The following is a 20,876-nucleotide window of genomic DNA, read 5'->3' on the forward strand; positions in this document are numbered from 1 at the left end:
GCCGCCGCGCCTTCTCCCGTCCGGCCGGAGCGTCGGTGGCGGCCCGTAGACTCATGGCGTGGCCGGGAGGATCAGGGACGAGGACGTGCGGCGGGTGCGGGACGCGGTCCCGATCGACGCCGTGGTCTCCGACTATCTCCAGCTGCGCAACGCCGGCGGCGGCCAGCTCAAGGGCCTGTGCCCGTTCCACGACGAGAAGAGCCCGTCCTTCCATGTCAGCCCCAGCAAGGGGCTCTACCACTGCTTCGGCTGCCAGGAGGGCGGGGACACCTTCGATTTCGTGATGAAGGTCGAGCACCTGTCCTTCTCCGAGGCGGTGGAGCGGCTGGCCGCCCAGGCCGGCATCACCCTGCGCTATGCGGAGGGCGGATACGGCAGGGCCAGCCAGCAGGGCGAGCGCACCCGGCTGGTCGAGGCGCACAAGGCCGCCGCCGCCTACTACGCCGAGCAGCTCGACGGTCCCGAGGCCGAGATCGCCCGCCGCTTCCTGGCGGAGCGCGGCTTCGACCGGGCCGCCGCCGGGCACTTCGGCGTCGGCTACGCACCGGCCGGCTGGGACCACGCGGTGCGGTTCCTGCGCGGCCGGGGCTTCACGGACAAGGAGCTGATCCTCTCCGGGATCGCCCAGGAGGGCCGGCGCGGCCCGATCGACCGCTTCCGCGGCCGGCTGCTCTGGCCGATCCGGGACATGGGCGGCGAGGTGGTCGGCTTCGGCGCCCGCCGGCTGCGCGAGGACGACACCGGCCCCAAGTACCTCAACACCCCCGAGACCCCCGTCTACCGCAAGGGCCAGGTGCTCTACGGCATCGACCTGGCCAAGAAGGACATCGCCAAGGCCAACCAGGCGGTGGTGGTCGAGGGGTACACCGATGTCATGGCCTGCCATCTGGCCGGGGTCACCACCGCCATCGCCACCTGCGGCACCGCCTTCGGCGAGGGCCACATCAAGATTCTGCGCCGGCTGCTGATGGACAACTCCCGCTCCGAGGTGATCTTCACCTTCGACGGGGACGCGGCCGGCCGCAAGGCCGCGCTGCGCGCCTTCGAGGACGACCAGAAGTTCGCCAGCAAGACCTGGATCGCCATCACCCCCGGCGGCATGGACCCGTGCGACCTGCGCTGCTCCGAGGGCGACGCGGCGGTCCGCGCACTGGTCGAGGGCCGCAGCCCGCTGTTCGAGTTCGCCCTGCGCTCGGTGGTCGACGAGCACAATCTGGAGACGGCCGAGGGCCGTTCCGCCGCGCTGGAGGCCGCCACCCCGGTGGTGGCCGGCATCAAGGACCCGGCCATCCAGCACGAGTACGCGGTCCGGCTGGCCGGGCTGGTCGGCATCCCGGACGAGCGCTTCGTGCTGCGGCGGGTGGGGCAGCTCGCCCGGCGCGGGCGGGAGCCCGGCCCGGCCCGGCCCGGCCGCGCCGCCTCCGCCGCGGGCGCGTCCGCCGGGGGCGCGTCCGGTGCCGGGCCCGCCGGGGGCGCGCCGCCTCCGGAGGGCGGCCGGCCCGCCGGCCCGCCGCTCAATCTGCGCAGCCCGGCCCACCGCGCCGAGCGGGAGCTGCTCAAGGTCGCCCTTCAGCAGCCCCAGTTCGTCGCCCCGGTCTTCGACGCCTACCGGGAGGACGAGTTCACCGGCCCGCCGTACGCGGTGGTCCGCCGGGCCATCGCCGAGGCCGGCGGCACCGAGCACGCCGACGAGGGGTTCCTCGCCCGGGTGCGCGAGGCCGCGCCGGACGACACGGTCCGCGCGCTGGTCACCGAGCTGGCCGTGGAGCCGCTGGAGCTGCCGCGCCGCCGCCAGCGGGAGGCCGACACCTATGCCGCGCAGTTGCTGCGCGATGTCCGGCTGGCGGCCGTGCAGCGGCGGATCGCCGAGCTGGAGTCCGCGGCCCGCCGGCAGGACGCCCAGGGCGACGCCGAGCGTTCCGCCGCCCTGTGGCAGGAGGTCTGGACCCTCCAGCGCTACCGCACCGCACTGATGGAGCGCGGCGCCGACGCCCTGTACGGATGACAACTCGCGTGGCATATGCCGCCCCGGTTGTCTCCGCCAGGTAGCCGAAAGGGCGCATCGCGTAGCGGTTGGCGGCAGAAACCGGACGCATGACCCTCGTCCCGTGGGTAGGCATTACCCCACACTGTTTGCGGTGCCGTCTTTGACTGGCCGCGATCAACTGGAGGTCGCTCAGTGCAGACCCAGACCCTGACCGGTACGGCGACGGCGGAAACCGTGGCCGATCGCGACACGGCCGACGCTCCGGTCGATCCGCTCAGCCAGACCGTGCCACCGCCACCGGATCCGCATCCGCCGGTGCCCCCCGAACCCGATCCCGTCCCCGCCCCGCCGCCGGAGCCGCCGCCCACCCCGCCCCCGCCGCCCGCCGGGACCGATGCGGCGCCGGCGACGGAGAGCGCGTCCGACGACGACGATGACGATGAGGGGGACGGCTTCGGGCAGCCGGACGCCGAGGCCGATCCGGAGGTGCCCTGGGAGCGCATCCCGGAACAGCGCCGCCCGCCCGCCGCCGAGGCGGAGGTGCCGCTGCGCAGCGACTCCGGCGGCACCTCGGGCGATCTCTTCCGGCAGTACCTGCGGGAGATCGGCCGCATTCCGCTGCTCACCGCCTCGGAGGAGGTGGAACTCGCCCGCCGGATCGAGGCCGGCCTGTTCGCCGAGGAGCGGCTGGGCTGCGCGGGCGAGACCCTGGACGAGCGCCTCGCCCTGGACCTGGACCGGCTGGTGGTGCGCGGCCGGATCGCCAAACGCCAGCTCATCGAGGCCAATCTGCGCCTGGTGGTGTCGGTGGCCAAGCGCTATCTGGGCCGCGGGCTCACCATGCTGGACCTGGTCCAGGAGGGCAACCTGGGGCTGATCCGGGCGGTGGAGAAGTTTGACTACACCCGCGGCTTCAAGTTCTCCACCTATGCCACCTGGTGGATCCGCCAGGCCATGTCCCGGGCCATCGCCGACCAGGCCCGGACCATCCGGGTGCCGGTCCATGTGGTGGAGCTGATCAACCGGGTGGTGCGGGTGCAGCGCCGGCTGCTCCAGGAGCGCAGCCAGGAGCCCACCGCCCAGGAGGTCGCCGAACAGCTCGATCTGACACCCGAGCGGGTGCGCGAGATCCTGCGGCTGGCCCAGGACCCGGTCTCCCTCCAGTCCCCGGTCGGCGAGGAGGACGATGTCAACCTCGGCGATCTGATCGAGGACGCCGATCTGCCGAGCCCGGCCGAATCGGCCGCCTTCCTGCTGCTGCGGCAGCAGCTCGAAGCGGTGCTGTCGATGCTCGGCGACCGCGAGCGCCGGGTGGTGGAACTGCGCTACGGCCTGGTCGACGGCCGCCCCCGGACGCTGGAGGAGATCGGCCGCGTCTTCGGCGTCACCCGCGAGCGCATACGCCAGATCGAGCACAAGACCCTCGCCAAACTCCGCGACCACGCCTACGCCGACCACCTCCGCGGCTACCTCGACTGATCCCGGCCGCGGCCGGCCCCGCCCCGCCCGAGGCCCCGCCCGCCGGGCGGGGCGTCAGGCGAACGCCTCGGGGTGGCGCTCCTCGCGGAGCGCGATGAACTGCCGGCGCACGGCCTGTCCGACGGCGAAGTCCTCCTCGCTCGGGGTGAAGGTCCGGCCGCGTGCCGCGCCGCGTCCCCATTCGCCGCCGGTCGGCGGGGTGTCCGCGCCGAGCCGGTCCTCGGCCACGCCCAGCGCCCAGGCCGCCTGCCGGGCGGCGCCCAGCGCGGCGTAGTCCGCCGCGGCCGGGACCACCACCGGTGCCCCCAGCAGCCCCGGCGCCAGGGCCTGCACGGCGGGCAGCCCGGCCGCCGCCCCCAGCAGGAAGAAACGTTCCATCCTGACGCCGCGCCCGCGCAGCACGTCCGCGGCGTCGGCCAGCCCGCACAGCATCCCCTCGAACGCCGCCCGGGCCAGATGCTCCGGCTTCATCGACTCCCGCCGCAGCCCCGCCAGCGTGCCCGCGGTGTGCGGCAGATCGGGGGTGCGCTCCCCGGCCAGATACGGCAGCAGCACCAGCCCGTGCGCCCCCGGGGTGGAGCGCAGCGCCAGCTCGGAGAGCCGGGGCAGATCACCGCTCAGCAGCTCCGCCGTGCCGCGCAGCACCCGGGTGGCGTTCAGCGTGCGCACCACCGGCAGATGCAGACCGGTGGCGTCCGCCAGGGCGGTGACGGTGCCGCCGTCGTCGGTCAGCGCCGCGTCGTGGACGGCGCACACCGAGCCGGAGGCGCCCAGGGAGATGACCGCGTCCCCGGGACCGATGCCCAGGCCCAGCGCCGCCGCCATGATCTCCGCGGTGCCCGCCGAGATCAGCAGCCCCTCCGGGGTCCGCCCGGCCGCCTGCGCCGGCGCCAGCACCTCGGGCAGCTCCGCCGGGTGCCCCAGCGCCAGCTCCACCAGGTCCGGCCGCCACTCCCCGGTGGCCGCCGACCAGTAGCCGGTGCCCGAGGCCCCGCCCCGGTCCGTGGTGAACCGTCCCGGCCGTCCCAGCAACTGCCACACCAGCCAGTCCTGCGGCTGCAGCACGGCCGCCACCCGCCGCGCCGGCTCCGGCTCCTCGCGGGCCAGCCGCCGCAACTGCACCACCGGATGCCCCGGCTGCGGCACCAGCCCCACCGCGCCCGCCCACGCCCGACGGCCGCCGAGCGCGTCGGTGAGCTGCACGGCCGCGCCCGCGCTCTGCTCCTCGCCGCTGAGCGCCGGACGCACCGGCTGGCCCTCGGCGTCCAGCACCACCACGGTGCCGGCCTGGGCGGCCACCCCGATGGCGGTGACATCCTCCAGCACTCCGCCGTCCGCGGCCTCGCCCAGCGAGAGCAGCCATGACTCGGGTGCCGTCTCGCCCTCCGGGTGTTCGGCGTGCCCCTGGCGGAGCAGCTCCCCGGATTCGGCGTCACAGACCACGATGCTGGTGTACGAGGCCGAGCAGGCCAGTCCGGCGACAATCCCCATGCGGCCGATGATGCCCCATCACGGGCCCGTCACGGCGTTGCTTGCGATCTCTTTGGTGTCCTGGCCCCCGGTCGTGACGCGACCGGGAAATTTCCCGGACCTCGGCACCCCCCGGCGGTCCCGGAACCGCCGCGGCCTGCCGTCGCCACCGCCCTGAGCGGCTTCCCACCGGCCCCGGGGGCCACGTCAGTTGGCCGCCGGGGGCCGCCCGGCCCGCCCGGGGGCCGGCACGGTACTTTCACAGCACCCGATTGCCGCGAAGGAACCCGCACATGACCACCACCGACCGGAACCCCGGCCAGCCGGACAGCCCCGGGGAGGGCGAGAAGCCCCGGGGCGCCGTGGGTCCGGAGAGCAGCACGAAGCACGAGGACTCCGCCCCGCGGCCCCCGGCCGACGGCCCGCGCTCCCTGTCGGACGCGGACTGGGAGGAGTTCCAGCGCGCGGCCGAGCAGTCCCCGGCGGGCGGCGGCACGGCCCCGCCCAGGGAGCCCTCCGCCCGCGCCCGGCTGGTGACGGCCCGCCTGCGGGCGCTGGACGAGGAGCCCGCCCGGCAGGGCGGCCCCCGCCGCCGGGGCCGCAGGACCAAGGAGCCGGAGCCCTGGCAGCCCCCGGGCTGGCGCACCGGCCCGGCCTGGCAGGACCGGCCGGGCGGCCGGCGGCCCCGGCGTCCGCTGCAGTGGATGTCCGCCGCGCTGCTGCTGGCCATGGTCGCCTGGACCGCCAAGGTCACGCTGATCGACGGCGGCAGCGCGGAGGACGTGGCCGCCCCGGCGCGGGAATGGCTCGACTCGGCCTTCGGCGACGGCGACGGCGGGCTCGCGGACGATCCGGCGCGGCCGGTGCAGACGCTGCCCCCGGAGACCGCCCCGCCCAGCGAGGCTCCGGCCGCCGGGGCCGGCTTCGAGGAACCCACCCTGGAGCACCCCTACCGCGGTTCCCCCGCCCTGGCCTGGGCGGAGGGCGCGGACGCGATCGAGCTGCCGGAGGCGCAGGACACCGGCGGGGTGCCCGCGGCGGACATCGCCGAAGGGCTGCGGCTGACCAAGGAGTTCCTGGTGGCGGCCCATCTCGACCCCGAGGTGCTGGCGGGCGGGGAGCCCACGGCCGCGCTGGCGCTGATCGACCCCGGTCAGCGGGAGCTGGCCGACGCCTACCGCGCCGCCCTGGACGCACCCACCGCCGAGGCCGACCCCACCTCCCTGTTCACCCGCTTCGACCCCGGCGAGGCGCGGCCGGTCGATGTGCCGGTCAAGGTGCGCGGCCATATGAAGGTGGAGACGGGCACGGCGGACGGCCAGGTGCTGATCCGGGCCGACTACAGCTTTGTCTACCCGCTGGCCAGGGCGGACGGCTCCGGGGAGGTGACCCGCACCGTGGTGCGCCGCGAGCTCGACGTGCTGGTGGTGCGGCCGGGCCTGGCGGCGGTGACCCCGGGTCATGTCTGGCTCTCCGCCTTCCGCTGGGAGGCGGGCGGTGTCACCTGCGGCTCCGACGACGGGCTGCTGCACCCGCACTTCGCCGGCGACCCGGCGGCCACGGAGCCGACCGGCCCGGCCGTCGACCCCTACGACCGCAGCCGGTCGCTGGAGGACGCCGGCGGGGAGTGCGGCACGGTCACCCGGATATGACGGCCCGGCGGCGCGGCCGGCCGTTCACCGTGGGTGACCGGAGCCGTGCTCCGGACGTCCGGCGCTCCGCCAAACGTCACAAACCCGCAACGTCGCTGCAACCCTCTCGCGTATCGCGCCTGGCTGCACCACTCTGGCCCGCATGGCTGGACACTCTCCGAGACATGCCTCCGCCCGACCAGGTCTGCGTGCCGTCCTGGGAAGCGCCGTCGCTGTCTTAGTCATGTTCTCCCTCACGGGGCTCACCGGTTGCGGCACGACACAAGCCCCGGGGGCCCAGGGCCCGGTGCCCGAGTACACCGTTGCCGACCAGGAGGAGTCGGAAGCCACCGGCTCGGTGGCCCTGGTCATCCCGAACGCGACCGAGGACGAGGCGATCGCCGCGATCCGCGACTTCGCCGAGGGTATTGACGGTCAGTTGCACTACGAGATCACCGTGGTGCGCAACCAGAGCGACGGCGACTATGTCTGCCGCGGCAAATGGGTGAAGGACGAGAAGGCCGCCGAGATCTACGGCAGCGGCCAGGTCGTCTCCGACTCCTGGCCCGCGATCGATACCGACTGCCCGGGCTCCTGACCCTCCCCCTTGTTCACCATCTGTTACCACGTCAACCCATACTGATCCGGTAGTGAACCGTGAACCGGCCGGCCCCGGGGTCGCACACGACCGCCCCGGGGCCGGCCGCCGTCCGGGGCGAGGGGCGTCGCCCGTCTGGCGCGCCCGCCCGGATGTACGGCAGGCTGTGGCGCCATGAGCATCCGACGCCCCTTACTGGCCTTTGCTGTCGCGACCCCGCTGGCGCTTGCCACGGCATGCAGCGGTGACGGCGACGACGGCGGGCTCACCGCCGAGAAGGTCGTGGAACGGCTCGCCGAGCACCTCGGTGAGGAGGAGATCGGCGAGCCGCGCGACTCCACCGCCACCTGCTCCAACGAGGCGGCCGGCGGTGATCCGCAGGACGGCGACTGCGCGCAGCTGATCGTGACCGGGCAGGTGTCCGTCTACGAGTTCCCCACCGCCGAGCTCTCCCGGGAGTGGGTGAATCGATTCGGCGGGGTGGACGAGGAGGACTGGCGCCAGGCGGGCCGCTTTGCCGTGGTCTGGTCCACGCCCGAGCAGCTGGACGTCGGCGAGCCGCGCCGGGACGAGATCGCCGGCCTGGTCGCCGAATGGGCCGCCGAGACCCCCTCCTGATGCCCGTGTTGCACGGCCGGCCCGTGCAACAGGCAAGGATCGGCCAGTAATTCCCCATGAATGACCCAAATGCCGTACCTCCCAGCCGTGCCCCGGGAAGCCATCCGGTGCGCGTGACAGGCACGGCAGAGAGGGATGATCATGGAGAAACCGGATGGCGGGTGGTCGCTGCACGGACCGCGGTGCGCCGCGGCGGACGCGAAGGACCCGACGCCCTGCCAGGGCCCGTCGACGGCGGTCACCGTGGTGGACGGCACGGGCCGGGAGGTCACCGGCTGCCGCTGGCACAGCGCCCGGCTGCTGGCCAGCGACGGCGGGGCCCGGCTGCATCCGATGGCCGGCCTGCTGCCCTGCGCGGTGGACATCTACTGCCACGCCGGGGACCTCCCGCCCTTCGCCTGGCAGGTCGGCCGCTGAGGCGGGGACGTCCGGCGCGCGCCCGGCCGCGCGTCCCCGGCCCGCGCGTCCCCGGCCCCGGCAGACCGGCCCCGGCCCGGCCGCGGCTCAGGACGGGCGTGCGGGCGGGGCGGGAAGAATGCGGCGGGGGCTGTAGACGGCGGGCCCGCGGCGGCCCCATTCCCGGGGGTAGCCCAGCGAGACCTCCTCGAAGCGCACCCCGTCGTGCCACATGGTCCGCGGGATATGCAGATGGCCGTAGACCACCACCTCGGCCCGGTACCGCAGATGCCAGTCCGCGGTCGCCTCGCTGCCGCACCACAGCGCGAACTCCGGATAGCGCAGGATCCGGGTGGGCTCGCGACGCAGCGGGAAGTGGTTGACCAGCACCGTGCGTTCCCCGGGGCCGAGCGCCGCGAGCCGTTCCCCGGTGATCGCGAGCCGCTTGCGGCACCAGTCGTCGATACCCGGGTACGGGTCCGGGTGCAGCAGCGTCTCGTCGGTGCCCACCACCCCGGCCCGGTGGGCGCGCGCCAGCGCCGTCTCCCGGGTGTGCGTGCCCTCCGGGCGGAAGGTGTAGTCGTACAGCAGGAACAGCGGCACCACCCGCACCGGGCCGCCCGCGCCCTCCCACACCGGGTACGGATCCTCCGGGCTGATCACCCCCAGCTCCCGGCACAGGGAGACCAGCAGCCGGTAGCGGGACTGCCCGCGCAGGGTGACCGGGTCGGTCGGGTGGGTCCACAGTTCGTGATTGCCGGGCGCCCAGATCACCTTGGCGAAGCGGTCCGCCAGCAGGCGCAGCGCCCAGCGGATGTCGGCGGCCAGTTCCCCGACATCACCGGCGACGATCAGCCAGTCGTCCGGGTGCTCCGGCCGCAGCTTCTCCACGATCGCCCGGTTCTCCGGATACGCCACATGCAGATCACTGACGGCCAGCAGCGAGCCGCCGCCCCCGGCCGGTCCGGACGTGCCCCGTCCAGCGTCCCCCGCCGCCGGAAGCCGCATCGCCACCTCACCCCGTCGTCCGCGTCGTCTGCGTTGTCTGCGCCGTCTGGGGCGCCCGCGCGGCCGTCTCACCGCCCGCCCCCGCACCGCCTGTCCCTGTACGGGACAGGAACAGCGTATGGCGTCCGGGCGGAAAGCCGGGGCCGTGCGGGCGAATTGGCCGTGCCCGGGGCACGGGCCGGGGCCATCCGGCCCGGCCCGTGCCCCGGGCGACAGCCCCTCTCGGCGGCCCGGCCGGCTCAGGGCACGCTCGGCCGGTCCCTGCTGCCGGTGATGCGGGCCATCAAGTCCTGGGCCGAGTGCCATATGGACGACGTACGCGCCGCCCGCCACGCCTACGACACCACTACTGCGACGGACCGGGCGTGACGGGACCTGCGCCGGGCCCGGCGGCCCGCCGCTGCCGCCGCCGCACCGCAGCCGGGCGCGGGCCGAACGCCGGGAACCACGGCCGGGGCGGCGGTCACCGGCCGGTCCCCGCGGCGCCCCGGTGCGCGTCGAACAGCACGCGGGCGACGGCGCAGCCGGGTCCGTCGGTGGTGCCGCGGCAGGGTCCGCAGCGCAGGGCGTGATCCATCAGCGCCGCCCACAGCCCGGCCCGGTCCAGAAACCGGGCCGCGTCCTCGGGACAGGCGTAAACCGTCCACCCCGGCCCGCTGTTCTGGTGCACCGCACCGACCGCGACCGGGTTACCGGTCATCTCCTTGCAGTACGCGCACATCCGGCTTCCGGGAAGGGCGGACCGGGGTCCATCGGACGATTGCTCCGTCATGACGACTCCTGTGACGTGTCCATCGCTGACAATCACAGCCTCCCGGGTGGGCGACCCGGCGAGATGCACAGAACTGTGCAACCCGCCGGCCCTTCGCTGTGCTACACCCCGGTCCACTCCGCGTACTCGGCCAGGGTCCCGTTGCGGGACCGCACGCTCTGACGGAGCCCCCGGACCGTCTCCCTGGTCGTCGGGTGGTACCGGGTCTGCTGCGGGGCGATCTTCCGCGCGCGCACCAGACACCGCAGTGACTGCTGGTGGTTCCCGGCCCAGAAATGGGCCCGGCCGAGGTCCATCCAATGGTGCCCCGACCGTGCGCGGTCCCAGCCCTTGGGCAGCCGCACACTCTCCGCCAGGGTGATTGCCTCCCCGAACTCCTCCAGGTCCACGGCGATGGCCACCGCATGCACGCCCACATTGGCAGGCCCCCAGCCCACCCCGTACTCGGACAGTTCACCCGTCTCCGCCGCCAGACGGCCGGCCTCGTCGAGCCATGCGTCGGCGGTGGTCCGGTCCTTCGCTCTGCCCGACAAGACCGCTGCCCGTAGTTGCAGTACGCCGATCATCGCCCGCAACCCGTTCGGCTGGCGGCTGTCCTGGTCGGCCAGGTCGCGGAGCGCCCGCTCGACCACATGCATGCCGACCGCGTAGCGGCCGGACGAGAGAACGGTCTGTGCCCTGAGGTAGGCGTGCATCGCCGCGAGCCCCGGCTCGTCGGCCACCGGGGCGGTCAGCGCGATGCGGTCCAGGGCTACGGTGGCGAGATCGGGATACCCCAGCCCCCAGGCGAGGGTGAAGACGCAGCGGAAGGCCCACGCCAGGCACTCATGCGCCTGGCGCCGTTCCTCTCCGGCAGTGGTGTGCACCGAGTGCACGCACTCGTCGATGACGGCGGGAAGTGCCAGGGCCATGCCCGCGTAATCCGCCTGTCGCCGACGGTTGAGGATCTGCTCCAGGTCCGCCCTGATCGCGGCCACCGGGCGCGGGGCGGTCTCCCAGTCGCTGGGCACGTCCCAGTTCTCCATGCCGATGCGGATGGGCTGCACAAGCTCGTCCAGCCGGTCGCGGCGGAGTTCCTCGGTGTAGGGCTGGCCGAGGAGTTCGGCCGGGGTGACGCCCAGGGCGCGGGCGCACGCGGCGATGAAGGCCGGACTGGCAGGCCGTTGGCCGCACTCCACTTTGGAGAGCAGGGACTTGGACACGTGGGCCCGCATGGCGAGTCCCTGTTGGGTGAGGCCACGACGGTCACGGTGGGCGCTGATACGCGCGCCGATGTGGCTGTCGTCGTGCTGTGTCACGCTGTTGTACTCCGTCCGCGGGTCACTCTTCGGACGGTACCGCCCGGAGCTTCTCGGGGACAGCACACCACTTCGAGCAAGCATCGAGTGAGCCGGTGATCTTCAAAGGCGCCCCGGAGACCGCGAAAGCCCCGGCTCGCATCCGCTGAGCTGGGGCCCTGCTGTGGGGCGGGTGGGACTCGAACCCACGGCCGACGGATTATGAGTCCGTTGCTCTAACCGGCTGAGCTACCGCCCCGTACGGCGTGCCGCACACATGTGTGCGCACCGTCCTGCCGCAGCATAGCTGCTCATACGATCTCCCGCCCGGGCCGGGGGGAGTCGTGCGCCGGTAAGGACTCCTGGCACGGGGTGATCGGTTCCCGCGATCTTCGCCGTGATGCACCGGAAACGGCAAAGGACCCCGTAGTGGGGTCCTTTGGGTGAAGCTCCCCCGACTGGACTCGAACCAGTAACCTACCGGTTAACAGCCGGTTGCTCTGCCAATTGAGCTACGGAGGACTGCTCCGCTCGGGTCCCGCGCCCGGCTTCCGGGGGCGGTCCCTTGCTGCGGGCAATACATTAGCGCATGCGAGGGCGTGCTCCGAAATCGGTAATCCGGGGAGTCCGCGGCGTACAGTGCGCGGCAGGCTGTCCCGGCGGGCCGGGCGCGGGACCAGCAGTGGCCGGGAGCGGCCGGGAGCAGCCGGGAGCAGGCCGACAACAAGGCAGGGAAGGGGAGCCTCCGATGCGGAAGCTCATGTTCGTCGCCGGTGCCGCCGTGGGTTATGTGCTGGGTGCCCGGGCGGGGCGCGAGCGGTACGAGAAGATCGCGGGCGCGGCCAGGAACGTGGCCGGCAACCCGGCGGTGCGCAACAGTGTGGACTCCGCGGTGCAGGCCGGCCGCCAGGCCGCCGCCAAGGCCGCGGACGCGGTCGGCCACCGGGCCGGCAAGCGGCTGCCGGAGCCGCTGGCGGAGAAGCTGCGCGCGGTGCGCGACAAGGCGGTGCCGATGGACGACGACTGGGGGCAGGCGACGACGGCGCAGCCGGAGGACGGCCGGGCCCGGGCCGGGAGGCAGCCGCACTAGCCGCACGGGCGTTGCCCGCACCCGATCACTCAGGGTAGCTTCGTTCGGCATACCGATAGATGATCGGGATGTCGAACGTTCAACTGCTGGGTGCGGGAGGCCGCCGAGATGGGACGACGCGTACCGGCGGTGAGCCGGGCGCTGGACATTCTGGAACTCTTCCTGGAGGGGGACGGCTCCCTGTCCGCGCCCGAGATCACCCGCCGGCTGCAACTGCCGCGCACCACCGTCCACGAGCTGGTGACCACCCTGGCCGCGCGCTCCTATCTGACGCCGGTGCCCGAGCAGCCCGGCCGCTACCGGCTGGGCGTGCGCACCTACCAGCTCGGCAGCCGCTACGCCGAGGAACTGGATCTCGCCGCCGAGGGCCGGCAGGTGGCCCGGGCGGTGGCGGAGACCTGCGGCGAGACCGTGCATGTCGCGGTGCTGGAGGGCCTCGATGTGATCTACATCGCCAAGGTCGACAGCACCCACGCGGTGCGCATGGTCTCCGCCGCGGGCCGCCGGCTGCCCGCGCACTGCACGGCGGTCGGCAAGATGCTGCTCGCCTCCCTGGACCCGGCCGAACTGGCCGCCCGGCTGGCCGGGCGCTCCGGGCTGCCCGCCATGACCGCGCATTCGATCAGTACCGTGGAGGCGCTCCGGGCCGAGCTGGCGACGGTCCGGAGCGAGGGCACCGCGGGCGAGCAGCGGGAGTCCAATCCGGATGTGAGCTGTGTGGCCGCGCCGGTACGGGACCGCGGCGGGCAGGTGGTCGCCGCGCTGTCCATCTCGGTGCCGATGATCCGCTGGAGCGAGGAGCGCCGGGCGGAGCTGCGCGAGCTGGCACTGCGCGGCGCCGCCGAACTCTCCGGGCGGCTCGGCCACCGGGGCTGAACCGGCGCACGGCCGTCATGGACCGATGGCGGCCAGGGAAGCGGAAGAGACAGGTGAGGGTGTGGCGGGCGCAATCGAGACAGCGGTACGCGGCGAGGCGGTCCTCGGTGAGGGGCCGACCTGGGACGCCGCCCGGCAGCGGCTGATCTGGGTGGACATCCTCTCCTCCCGGGTCCACTTCTTCGACCCGGCCACCGGCCGCCGCGCCGTGCTGGCCACCGAGCAGCACGTGGGCGCGGCCAAACCGCGCGCCGCCGGCGGTCTGGTGGTCAACCTCCGGGACGGCGTCGGCCGTTACACCGAGGACGGGGCCTTCTCCTGGCTGCACCGGGAGCCCGTGCCGGGCCGGCGCGGCAATGACGCCGCGGTGGCCCCGGACGGTGCCCTGTGGGCCGGGACGATGCGCTACGACACCGCTCCGGGCGGCGGCACGCTCTCCCGGGTCGCCCCGGACGGCGAGGTCCGCACCCGGCTGACCGGGGTGGCCGTCAGCAACGGCACCGGCTGGAGCCCGGACGGCTCGCTGATGTACTACATCGACACGCCCACCCGCCGGATCGACGTCTTCCCGTACCGGGACGGGGACATCGGCGAGCGGCGGACGCTGACGGAGACCGCCGGCCCGGGCTTGCCGGACGGCATGGCGGTGGATGCCGCCGGCTGTCTGTGGGTGGCCTTCTGGGAGGGCGGCCAGGTGCGCCGTTACACGCCGGACGGCCGGCTGGACCGCACCGTCACCGTCCCGGTCTCCCGGCCCACCGCCTGCGGCTTCGGCGGCTCCCGGCTGGCCGATCTGTACATCACCACCGCCCGCGTGGACACCGACCCGGCGGCCGAGCCGCTGGCCGGTTCGGTGCTGGTGATCCCGGACGCGGGGCAGGGCCTGCCGCAGCCGCCCTTCGCCGGCTAGCGGTCAGCCGGCGGCGGTCTGCCGCCGGGGCCCGTCCGGGGGGACCCGGCCGGGAGCCCGGCCGGGCGGGGTGTCGAGGATGCGGCGGAGCAGGTCCCGCAGGGTGGTGCGCTCCTCGGGGCTGAGGCCGGCCAGCGGCGCCCGCGCGAAGCCGAGCCCGGCGCGCAGCGCCCGGGCGGTGCGCAGCCCCCGCTCGGTCGCCGCCGCGATCTTGACCCGGCCGTCCGCCGGGTCGGTCCGCCGCTCGGCCAGTCCGCGGGCCACCAGCCGGTCCATGATCCCGGTGACATTGGACGGCTCGCACCGCAGCCGGTGGGCGAGCCGCCGCATGGGCGTGGGCTCCAGGGCGAGCAGCGCCAGCAGCCGGGCCTGCGCGCCGGTCAGCCCGTGCGCGGCGGCGGCCTGGTCGTACTCCTCGTGATAGCGGGCCACCACCGTGCCGATGAGCTCGATCACCTCGACGGTGACCGGGTCCACGGACTTGGGCGGCGGGCTCATGCCCCCAGGCTACCCCGGTGGCCCGGATTGCTTCAGGGGCTGAAATTCTTTCACCGGCCGGCGTCGTGGCGGTCCCGGCCGTCCCCGCCGTCCCCGCCGTCCCGGTCCTCGCGGGACAGGTCGGCTCCGGCCAGGTCGTCGCGGGACGGCGGCCCGACCCGCCGCACCCCGGCGCGGTACGCGGCCCGGCCGGTGGCGTACCCGGCGACCGGGGCCGTCACCAACTGGCAGGCCACGGCCGCCGCCGCCAGGAACACGGTGCCCGGCTCCGGCATCCGCAGCGCCACCCCGAGCAGCAGCAGGACCAGCGCCAGCGCCGCCGCCTTGGTCACTGCGTTGGCGCGGTAGTAGGCGTCCGGCAGGCGCAGTACGCCCAGCGCGGCGACGGCCATCAGCAGCACGCCCAGCCAGATCAGCACGTCCGCCGCGAACGTGACGGCGGTCACCGCGGGCCGCCCTCCGCCCGGCGGGCCAGCGCCGCCGTGGTGAGGAACCCGACCAGCGTGCCGACCAGTACCAGGGCCAGCGGGGTGGCATCGTCCTCCCGCACGGCCAGCAGCGCGAAGGCGCCCAGCACGATCACAAAGGCCAGGTCGACCGCGACCACCCGGTCGGCCGCGCTGGGGCCGCGCGCCATCCGCAGCACGGTCGCGGCCAGGGCGAGGCCGAGCACGGCCAGCGCGGCATCGGTCATGGACAGGGACATCAGGGCTCCTTCCGTCGGCCGGGGCCGTCGTGCAGGGCGTGCAGCATCCGCCCCTCCAGATCGCGCAGTTCGGCCAGGAACGCGTCCGGGTCCGCGGCGAACATGCCGTGCACATAGAGCACCGCCGGGCGGCTGCGGCCGGCCGGGACGATCTCCAGCGCCAGCGTCCCCGGGGTGAGGCTCACCAGGGCGGTGAACAGGGTGGTCTCCAGCGGCCGGGAGCAGCGCAGCGGGCAGCCCACCACGGCCGGCACGCTCCGCCGGCGCGGGCTGAGGATCTCCCGGGTGACCAGCAGGTTGGACACCAGGAACTGCCGGAGGAAGTGGCCGGCGAAGCCGGCCAGCCGGGCGGCACGGCGCAGCAGCCGGCCCGGCGCCCGGACGGCGGCGCGGCGGGTCATGACGCGGTCACCGCCTCGGTCCAGCGGGCCGGGTCGACGAGATGGCCGGCGGCCGTCTCCGCGATGTCCAGCAGCGGTTCCGCGGCCACGGTGCCCAGCAGCAGCGAGCAGACGGTCAGCACGGCGGCCGGCAGCAGCAGGCCGGGGCGGATGGGGCTGCGGACCATGCCGGCGCCGGGGCCGAGGACCGGGGCCGGACTGTGCGCCGAGGCGCCCAGCCCGGGGGGCGGGACGGCGGGCCGGGCAGAACGTCCTCCGGCCGGGGCGCGGTCCCGCTCCGGGCCGCCGCGGCCGGACCCGTGTCCCCGGCCGTGTCCCCGGCCGTGTTCCTGGCCGTGCCGGTGGCGGAACGGGCCGGGCGGGCCGAGGGTGTCATCGGGTTCCGGGGTGGCCGGGGGACCGGCGAAGCCCGCGGTCCAGATCCGCAGCATGGCCAGCAGGGTCAGCAGACTGACCGTCACCGTCACCCCCACCGTGACCCAGTGGTCCGCCAGGGCCGCGGCCCGCAGCAGGGCGAGCTTGGCCACGAAGCCGGACAGCGGCGGCAGCCCGGCCAGGGACAGCGCGGCGGTCACGAACACCGTCGTCAGCAGCGGCTCCCGGCGGGCCAGGCCGCCGATCCGGTCCAGGTGGTCGGTGCCGCGGGTGAGTTCCACGGCCCCGGAGCACATCAGCAGCGCGGTGTTCACCAGCACGTACTGGACCAGGTAGAAGACCGCGGCGGTCAGGGAGTCGGCGGTGAACAGGGCCAGGCCCAGCAGCACGAAGCCGGTCTGGCTGACCATGTCGAACACCAGGATGGGCCGGATCTCGCGCTCGCCCAGCGCGCCCAGCACCCCCGTCACCATGGACAGCCAGGCCGCGGCGAGCAGCAGCCACAGATAGTCCCGGTCGCCGCCGTAGACCACGGCGTAGAGCCGGAAGAGGGCGAACAGTCCGGCCTTGGTGAGGAGTCCGGACAGCAGCGCGGTGACGGCCGGTGAGGCGTGCGGATAGCTGCGCGGCAGCCAGCCGTGCACCGGCACCACCGCCGCCTTGACGCCCAGCGCCAGCAGCACCACGGCACCGGCGGCGGCCGTGGCGGGGGAGTCCGCGGCGGCGCCGGCCAGGGCACCGAGCTGCACCGAGCCGGTGACGCCGTAGAGCAGCGCCACGCCGCACAGGAAGAGGGTGGAGGCGAGCAGGCTGACGGTGATGTAGATCCGTCCGGCGGTGTTTCTCGGGCTTCCGCCGCCGCCCATGGTGAGCAGCACGTAGGAGGGCGCGAGCGCCACCTCGACGAGGACGAAGAGATTGAACAGGTCGGCCGTGAGCAGCACCCCGTAGACCCCGGCGGACAGCACGAGCACCAGCGGGGCGAACACCGGCTCCCGGTCGTCGCCGGTGGCGGCGGCGTAGCAGAGACAGAGCAGCACCAGGAAGGACAGGGTGCACAGCAGCAGGGCGCCGAAGGCGTCGGCCGCGAAGGAGATGGCGATGCCGGCCCGCCAGTCGCCCATCCGCACGGTGTGCACCGAGCCGTCGGCGGTCTCGGCGAGCAGCGCCAGGCCGGTGGCCAGAACGGCGGCGGTGACGGCCAGCGGCAGGCCGCGGCGGGCGGCCGGGTAGCGGGGCAGGGCCGCGGCCGGGCCGGCGGCCAGCAGGGGCAGGGCCACCGGGAGCGCGAGCAGCACCTCGGTCATCATCCGGCCGGCCCCCTGCCGTGCCCGGGGGCGGCGGGCCGGCCGCCGGCGTCCGGGGCGTCAGTGTCCTCCGTGCCCTCCGTGCCCTCCGTGCCCTCCGTGCCCCCCGTGCCCTCCGTGCCGGGCGGCGGCCCGGAGGGAGTGCGGGAGGCGCGCAGCACGGCGAGCAGCAGCACGGTGATCCCGAAGGTGATCACCACGGCGGTCAGCACGAAGGCCTGCGGCAGCGGATCGGACGCCGCCTGCGGGTCGTGCCGGTCCAGCAGCGGCGCGGCCCGCCGGTGCAGGCCCCCGGAGGCCAGGAACACCAGGTTGACCGCGTGTCCCAGCAGCATGAAACCGAGGATCGCGCGCAGCAGTTCGGCCCGCAGGATCAGAAAGACGCCGCCGGCCGCCAGCACCCCGGCCGCGAGTGCGGTGCTCATCCGTTGCCCTCCTTTCCCCCGCCGGCCGTCCGGCGGGTGTCGGCGCGCCGCTCCCGGCGGGCGCGGCGGGAGAGTGCCGCCCAGGTGTCCGGCGGCGCGGTCCCGGAGCGCAGCCGGGTCAGCGCGGCGGAGACCAGGCCGGTGACCACCAGCAGCACGGCGAAGTCGAACAGCAGCGAGGAGGTGAGCTTGAGTCCGCCGGCCGCCGGCAGGTGCACGGTGAGGTGCAGCGGGGTGAAGAACGGCTTGCCCGTCGCCAGCGGCGCCAGCGCGGTGACCAGGGCGAGCAGCGTCCCGGCGGAGACCAGCCGCACCGGTTCCAGCAGCCGGCCGGGCAGGCCCGGCGGGCCCCGGTAGGCCAGCACGCCGAGCGCCGGGGCACAGCCCGCGACCAGCGCCGCGATGAAACCGCCGCCGGGATGGTTGTGCCCGCGCAGCAGCAGCCAGAGCGCGACCAGCACCATCACCGGGGCGAGCAGCCGGTGGGCCATCCGGAACACCAGACTGTCCCGGCCCGGCACGACCCGCCCCGGCACGTCCCGCCCCGGGCCGTCGGTCGTCCGGTCCGCAGCGTCCGCAGCGGCCGTAGCGTCCGGACCGGCGGCAGCGTCCGGAGCGGCGTGCCAGGGGCGGATCAGCAGCAGGGCGGACAGGCCCAGCGCCACCGAGGCGAGCACCATGGTCTCGCCGAGGGTGTCCAGGGCCCGGAACTCCACCAGGATGGTGTTCACCACGTTGTGCCCGCCGGTCTCCGGCTCGGAGCGGGACAGCAGCGTCTGCCCGGGCTCGGAGATCTCGGGGCGCCCGGTGAGGGCCAGCACGCCGAGCGCGGCGGCCGCCCCGGCGGCCAGCGCGATCCCGGCCGCGGCCCCGGTGCCGATCCGGGGGCCGGCCCGGGTCCGCCGCCCGCCGGCCGCGGCGGCGCCCGGGCGGCGGAAGCGGGGCGGCAGCGCCGGAAGCACGCTCACCGCGGCCACCGCCGTCAGCACCTCCACCAGCAGCACGGTCAGCGCCACATCCGGCGCCCCGGCCTGGAGGAACCACACCGACACCAGCAGCCCTGCGGTGCCGGTCAGGGCGAGTGCGGCCAGCGCCGAGCGGGCCGCCGCGGCCGTTGCCACCGCCACCGCCAGCAGCGCCAGCAGCGGCCACTCCCGGCCCGCCGAGGGCGGCCCGGACGGCAGCGGGAAGCCGCCCGCCGCCCAGGCCGCGGCGGCCAGCAGCGTGACCAGCGCCACCGGCCTGGCCAGGAAGGGGCCGGGGCGGTCGGCATGGTCGGGATGGCCCACCACCGAGCCGAACCGCACCAGGGTCTCGTAGCCGGGCCGGAACCAGTCCTGCGGGCCGGGCAGCCTCTGCATGGCCCGCTCCACCCGGCCGGCCCGCAGGGTGAGCACCAGCCCGGTGCCGATGGCCAGCGCGGAGAGGCCGAGTTCGGGGGAGAGGCCGTGCCAGAACTTGTAGTGCGGGACGGGCGCGTCCGGGAACACGGCCTGCACCGCCTGCCCCACGGGGACGTCCAGCAGCGGCACGCCGGGGCCGAGCACCAGGCCGGCCAGGGCGGCGGTGGCGGGCGGCAGCAGGAAGGCGTAGTGGGGTTCGTGGAGTTGTGCCTGGACCGGCCGGCCGCCGAACGCGCCGGTCACGATGCGTGCGCCGTAGGCGAAGGTCAGGGCCGAGGCCCCGACCGCCACCACCGCGGTGACGGCCCCGGTCAAGGCGGTGTGGCCGGCCTCCAGATAGCTCTGGAACAGTGATTCCTTGCTGACGAAGCCGATCAGCGGCGGCACCCCGGCCAGCGACAGGGCGGCCAGCCCGGTCATGGCGGCGCTGACCGGCATCACCTGCCGCAGCCCGGGCAGCTCCCGGATGTCCCGGCTGCCGGCCTCCCGGTCGATGATGCCGACCAGCATGAACAGCGTCGCCTTGAACAGGGCGTGGGCGATGGTGTGCAGCACGGCGGCGGCCAGTGCCACCGGGGTGCCCACGCCGATGGCCGCGACCAGCAGGCCGAGCTGACTGATGGTCGAGTAGGCCAGCAGCCGCTTCAGATCGTGCTGGCGCAGCGCCCATACCGCGCCCAGCACCGCGGTGAACAGGCCCGAGATCACCAGCGCGGCGTCCCAGCCGGGCTGGCCGCCGTAGAGGCCGGAGAACCGGATCAGCAGATAGATGCCGGCCTTCACCATGGTGGCGGCGTGCAGATAGGCGCTGACGGGGGTGATGGCCACCATGGCGCCGGGCAGCCAGGAGTGGAACGGGAACTGCGCGGACTTGGTGAAGGCGGCCAGCACCAGCAGCACTCCGGCCGGCCTCGCCAGCGGGGAGTCCAGCACGCTCGCGGAGTCGGCCAGGATCGCGCTCAGCCGGGTGGTGCCGGCCGCGATGGCCAGCAGCACCGCCGCGGCCAGCAGGGCCAGGCCGCCGGCGGCGGTGACCAGGAAGGCCCGGGTGGCGGGCCGGGCGGCATGCGGTCCGGCGTCGGTGATCAGGAAGAACGAGCAGATGGTGGTCAGCTCCCAGAAGACCACCAGCAGGATGATGTCGTCGGCCAGGACCAGGCCGAGCATGGCCCCGGCGAACAGGGTGAGCAGCAGGTAGATCAGCGCGTGCCGGCCGTGCGGCTCCAGATAGCTGGCGCAGTAGGCCAGCACCAGCGCGCCGACGCCGAGGATCAGCAGGGCGAACAGCAGCGCCAGGCCGTCCAGCCGGAGGGCGAAGGAGACCTGGAGCGCGGGCAGCCAGTCGACGGAGACGGTGGCCGGCCGGTCGCCGGGGGACCAGGGCGCCGCGAAGGCCAGCAGCACCGCCATCACCAGGAAGCCCACGGCCAGCGGATATCCGGTGTTGCGGCCCAGCCACCGGTACAGCAGTGGTACCGCGGCGGCCAGCAGGGGCAGGACCGCCAGGGCGAGGACCAGCAGCACGCGTCGAGCCTCCTTCGGAACCACCGGACGGTGCGATCGCACAGACTCGTCACCAGCGTCCCAGCAGTCCGGGAGCAAAGCGGTGAATAAGGTCATATCGGCATGTCGGCTGAGCGAGCGCTTAT

At 74.6% G+C, this 20,876-nt stretch carries 20 protein-coding genes and 2 tRNA genes; 9 read left to right on the forward strand and 13 right to left on the reverse strand.

Translation table 11 applies throughout. The annotated features are described in order from the left end of the window. Nucleotides 1-58 precede the first annotated feature (58 nt). Together dnaG and BM242_RS04320 are read left to right on the forward strand one after the other, a co-directional pair. Nucleotides 59-2,005, forward strand: coding sequence for a DNA primase (dnaG, locus tag BM242_RS04315; protein WP_093837200.1), 1,947 nt, complete (start codon nt 59-61; stop codon nt 2,003-2,005). Between the two features lie 174 nt (nt 2,006-2,179). Continuing rightward, nucleotides 2,180-3,466, forward strand: a complete 1,287-nt coding sequence (locus BM242_RS04320) for an RNA polymerase sigma factor (protein ID WP_245833785.1) — start codon at nt 2,180-2,182, stop codon at nt 3,464-3,466. 54 nt (nt 3,467-3,520) lie between these two features. On the opposite strand, the gene BM242_RS04325 is transcribed toward BM242_RS04320, so the two are convergent. Beyond that, a complete protein-coding gene (locus BM242_RS04325; RefSeq protein ID WP_093837201.1) occupies nt 3,521-4,957 on the reverse strand; it encodes an FGGY family carbohydrate kinase in 1,437 nt (478 codons plus the stop codon). 272 nt (nt 4,958-5,229) lie between these two features. Between BM242_RS04325 and BM242_RS04330 the strand changes: the two genes are divergently transcribed. The 4 genes from BM242_RS04330 (at nt 5,230) to BM242_RS29180 (ending at nt 8,200) form a co-directional block, all read left to right on the forward strand. Then, the gene (locus BM242_RS04330) at nt 5,230-6,588 is read left to right on the forward strand and encodes a hypothetical protein (protein WP_245833786.1); all 1,359 of its coding nucleotides are present in this window, start codon (nt 5,230-5,232) and stop codon (nt 6,586-6,588) included. Between the two features lie 286 nt (nt 6,589-6,874). Further along, a complete protein-coding gene (locus BM242_RS04335) occupies nt 6,875-7,165 on the forward strand; it encodes a hypothetical protein (protein ID WP_093837202.1) in 291 nt (96 codons plus the stop codon). Between the two features lie 174 nt (nt 7,166-7,339). Next, the gene (locus BM242_RS04340; RefSeq protein ID WP_093837203.1) at nt 7,340-7,783 is read left to right on the forward strand and encodes a hypothetical protein; all 444 of its coding nucleotides are present in this window, start codon (nt 7,340-7,342) and stop codon (nt 7,781-7,783) included. A gap of 141 nt (nt 7,784-7,924) precedes the next feature. Continuing rightward, nucleotides 7,925-8,200: a cupin domain-containing protein gene (locus BM242_RS29180; RefSeq protein WP_093837351.1), complete on the forward strand. Its 276-nt coding sequence runs from the start codon at nt 7,925-7,927 to the stop codon at nt 8,198-8,200. 87 nt (nt 8,201-8,287) lie between these two features. Here the strand turns inward: BM242_RS29180 and BM242_RS04350 are convergent, their stop codons facing one another. The 5 genes from BM242_RS04350 to BM242_RS04375 form a co-directional block, all read right to left on the reverse strand. Next, nucleotides 8,288-9,187 carry a metallophosphoesterase family protein gene (locus BM242_RS04350; RefSeq protein WP_093837204.1) on the reverse strand — a complete coding sequence of 300 codons (900 nt, stop codon included), beginning with the start codon at nt 9,185-9,187 and terminating at the stop codon, nt 8,288-8,290. A gap of 463 nt (nt 9,188-9,650) precedes the next feature. Then, the gene (locus tag BM242_RS04360; RefSeq protein ID WP_139238255.1) at nt 9,651-9,887 is read right to left on the reverse strand and encodes a hypothetical protein; all 237 of its coding nucleotides are present in this window, start codon (nt 9,885-9,887) and stop codon (nt 9,651-9,653) included. Nucleotides 9,888-10,060: 173 nt separating this feature from the next. Further along, nucleotides 10,061-11,257 (reverse strand): helix-turn-helix domain-containing protein, encoded by a 1,197-nt coding sequence (locus BM242_RS04365; protein WP_093837207.1) that lies wholly within the window; start codon nt 11,255-11,257, stop codon nt 10,061-10,063. Nucleotides 11,258-11,421: 164 nt separating this feature from the next. Continuing rightward, nucleotides 11,422-11,495 (reverse strand) — tRNA-Ile (locus tag BM242_RS04370). A 190-nt stretch (nt 11,496-11,685) separates the two neighbouring features. Further along, nucleotides 11,686-11,758: transfer RNA gene (locus BM242_RS04375), tRNA-Asn, on the reverse strand. Nucleotides 11,759-11,984: 226 nt separating this feature from the next. Here BM242_RS04375 and BM242_RS04380 point away from each other — a divergent pair. The 3 genes from BM242_RS04380 to BM242_RS04390 all read left to right on the forward strand — a co-directional run bounded on the left by BM242_RS04380 (nt 11,985) and on the right by BM242_RS04390 (nt 14,112). After that, on the forward strand, nt 11,985-12,326 hold the full coding sequence (locus BM242_RS04380) for a hypothetical protein (protein WP_093837208.1): 342 nt from the start codon (nt 11,985-11,987) through the stop codon (nt 12,324-12,326). A gap of 108 nt (nt 12,327-12,434) precedes the next feature. Further along, the gene (locus BM242_RS04385) at nt 12,435-13,202 is read left to right on the forward strand and encodes an IclR family transcriptional regulator (RefSeq protein WP_093837352.1); all 768 of its coding nucleotides are present in this window, start codon (nt 12,435-12,437) and stop codon (nt 13,200-13,202) included. Between the two features lie 25 nt (nt 13,203-13,227). Continuing rightward, nucleotides 13,228-14,112, forward strand: coding sequence for an SMP-30/gluconolactonase/LRE family protein (locus BM242_RS04390; RefSeq protein WP_093837209.1), 885 nt, complete (start codon nt 13,228-13,230; stop codon nt 14,110-14,112). 3 nt (nt 14,113-14,115) lie between these two features. Here the strand turns inward: BM242_RS04390 and BM242_RS04395 are convergent, their stop codons facing one another. The 7 genes from BM242_RS04395 to mbhE are packed head-to-tail and all read right to left on the reverse strand — an operon-like array spanning nt 14,116 to nt 20,751. After that, nucleotides 14,116-14,610 carry a MarR family winged helix-turn-helix transcriptional regulator gene (locus BM242_RS04395; RefSeq protein ID WP_093837210.1) on the reverse strand — a complete coding sequence of 165 codons (495 nt, stop codon included), beginning with the start codon at nt 14,608-14,610 and terminating at the stop codon, nt 14,116-14,118. Nucleotides 14,611-14,660: 50 nt separating this feature from the next. After that, nucleotides 14,661-15,056 (reverse strand): monovalent cation/H(+) antiporter subunit G, encoded by a 396-nt coding sequence (mnhG, locus tag BM242_RS04400; protein ID WP_093837211.1) that lies wholly within the window; start codon nt 15,054-15,056, stop codon nt 14,661-14,663. Then, a complete protein-coding gene (locus BM242_RS04405) occupies nt 15,053-15,316 on the reverse strand; it encodes an MrpF/PhaF family protein (RefSeq protein ID WP_217652355.1) in 264 nt (87 codons plus the stop codon). Before BM242_RS04405 ends, mnhG begins: the two co-directional genes overlap by 4 nt. After that, the gene (locus tag BM242_RS04410; protein ID WP_093837212.1) at nt 15,316-15,717 is read right to left on the reverse strand and encodes a Na+/H+ antiporter subunit E; all 402 of its coding nucleotides are present in this window, start codon (nt 15,715-15,717) and stop codon (nt 15,316-15,318) included. The genes BM242_RS04405 and BM242_RS04410 overlap by 1 nt, the downstream gene beginning before the upstream one ends. Then, nucleotides 15,714-17,402: a proton-conducting transporter transmembrane domain-containing protein gene (locus tag BM242_RS04415; RefSeq protein ID WP_217652356.1), complete on the reverse strand. Its 1,689-nt coding sequence runs from the start codon at nt 17,400-17,402 to the stop codon at nt 15,714-15,716. The genes BM242_RS04410 and BM242_RS04415 overlap by 4 nt, the downstream gene beginning before the upstream one ends. Next, nucleotides 17,399-17,824: a sodium:proton antiporter gene (locus tag BM242_RS04420; RefSeq protein WP_107365074.1), complete on the reverse strand. Its 426-nt coding sequence runs from the start codon at nt 17,822-17,824 to the stop codon at nt 17,399-17,401. The genes BM242_RS04415 and BM242_RS04420 overlap by 4 nt, the downstream gene beginning before the upstream one ends. Next, nucleotides 17,821-20,751 carry a hydrogen gas-evolving membrane-bound hydrogenase subunit E gene (gene mbhE / locus BM242_RS04425; RefSeq protein ID WP_217652358.1) on the reverse strand — a complete coding sequence of 977 codons (2,931 nt, stop codon included), beginning with the start codon at nt 20,749-20,751 and terminating at the stop codon, nt 17,821-17,823. The genes BM242_RS04420 and mbhE overlap by 4 nt, the downstream gene beginning before the upstream one ends. Nucleotides 20,752-20,876: the final 125 nt, after the last annotated feature.

It is taken from the genome of Streptomyces aidingensis (genome assembly GCF_900112355.1).
In the GTDB taxonomy this organism is placed as follows: Bacteria; Actinomycetota; Actinomycetes; order Streptomycetales; family Streptomycetaceae; genus Streptomyces; species Streptomyces aidingensis.

Bases quoted from the DNA above. Each gene is read 5' to 3' on its own strand.
- BM242_RS04325 (WP_093837201.1), bottom strand. From the start codon at position 4,957: ATGGGGATTGTCGCCGGACTGGCCTGCTCGGCCTCGTACACCAGCATC.
- BM242_RS04330 (WP_245833786.1), top strand. From the start codon at position 5,230: ATGACCACCACCGACCGGAACCCCGGCCAGCCGGACAGCCCCGGGGAG.
- BM242_RS04340 (WP_093837203.1), top strand. From the start codon at position 7,340: ATGAGCATCCGACGCCCCTTACTGGCCTTTGCTGTCGCGACCCCGCTG.
- BM242_RS29180 (WP_093837351.1), top strand. From the start codon at position 7,925: ATGGAGAAACCGGATGGCGGGTGGTCGCTGCACGGACCGCGGTGCGCC.
- BM242_RS04350 (WP_093837204.1), bottom strand. From the start codon at position 9,187: ATGCGGCTTCCGGCGGCGGGGGACGCTGGACGGGGCACGTCCGGACCG.
- BM242_RS04360 (WP_139238255.1), bottom strand. From the start codon at position 9,887: ATGACCGGTAACCCGGTCGCGGTCGGTGCGGTGCACCAGAACAGCGGG.
- BM242_RS04380 (WP_093837208.1), top strand. From the start codon at position 11,985: ATGCGGAAGCTCATGTTCGTCGCCGGTGCCGCCGTGGGTTATGTGCTG.
- BM242_RS04385 (WP_093837352.1), top strand. From the start codon at position 12,435: ATGGGACGACGCGTACCGGCGGTGAGCCGGGCGCTGGACATTCTGGAA.
- BM242_RS04390 (WP_093837209.1), top strand. From the start codon at position 13,228: ATGGCGGCCAGGGAAGCGGAAGAGACAGGTGAGGGTGTGGCGGGCGCA.
- BM242_RS04395 (WP_093837210.1), bottom strand. From the start codon at position 14,610: ATGAGCCCGCCGCCCAAGTCCGTGGACCCGGTCACCGTCGAGGTGATC.
- BM242_RS04405 (WP_217652355.1), bottom strand. From the start codon at position 15,316: ATGTCCCTGTCCATGACCGATGCCGCGCTGGCCGTGCTCGGCCTCGCC.
- BM242_RS04410 (WP_093837212.1), bottom strand. From the start codon at position 15,717: ATGACCCGCCGCGCCGCCGTCCGGGCGCCGGGCCGGCTGCTGCGCCGT.
- BM242_RS04415 (WP_217652356.1), bottom strand. From the start codon at position 17,402: ATGATGACCGAGGTGCTGCTCGCGCTCCCGGTGGCCCTGCCCCTGCTG.
- BM242_RS04420 (WP_107365074.1), bottom strand. From the start codon at position 17,824: ATGAGCACCGCACTCGCGGCCGGGGTGCTGGCGGCCGGCGGCGTCTTT.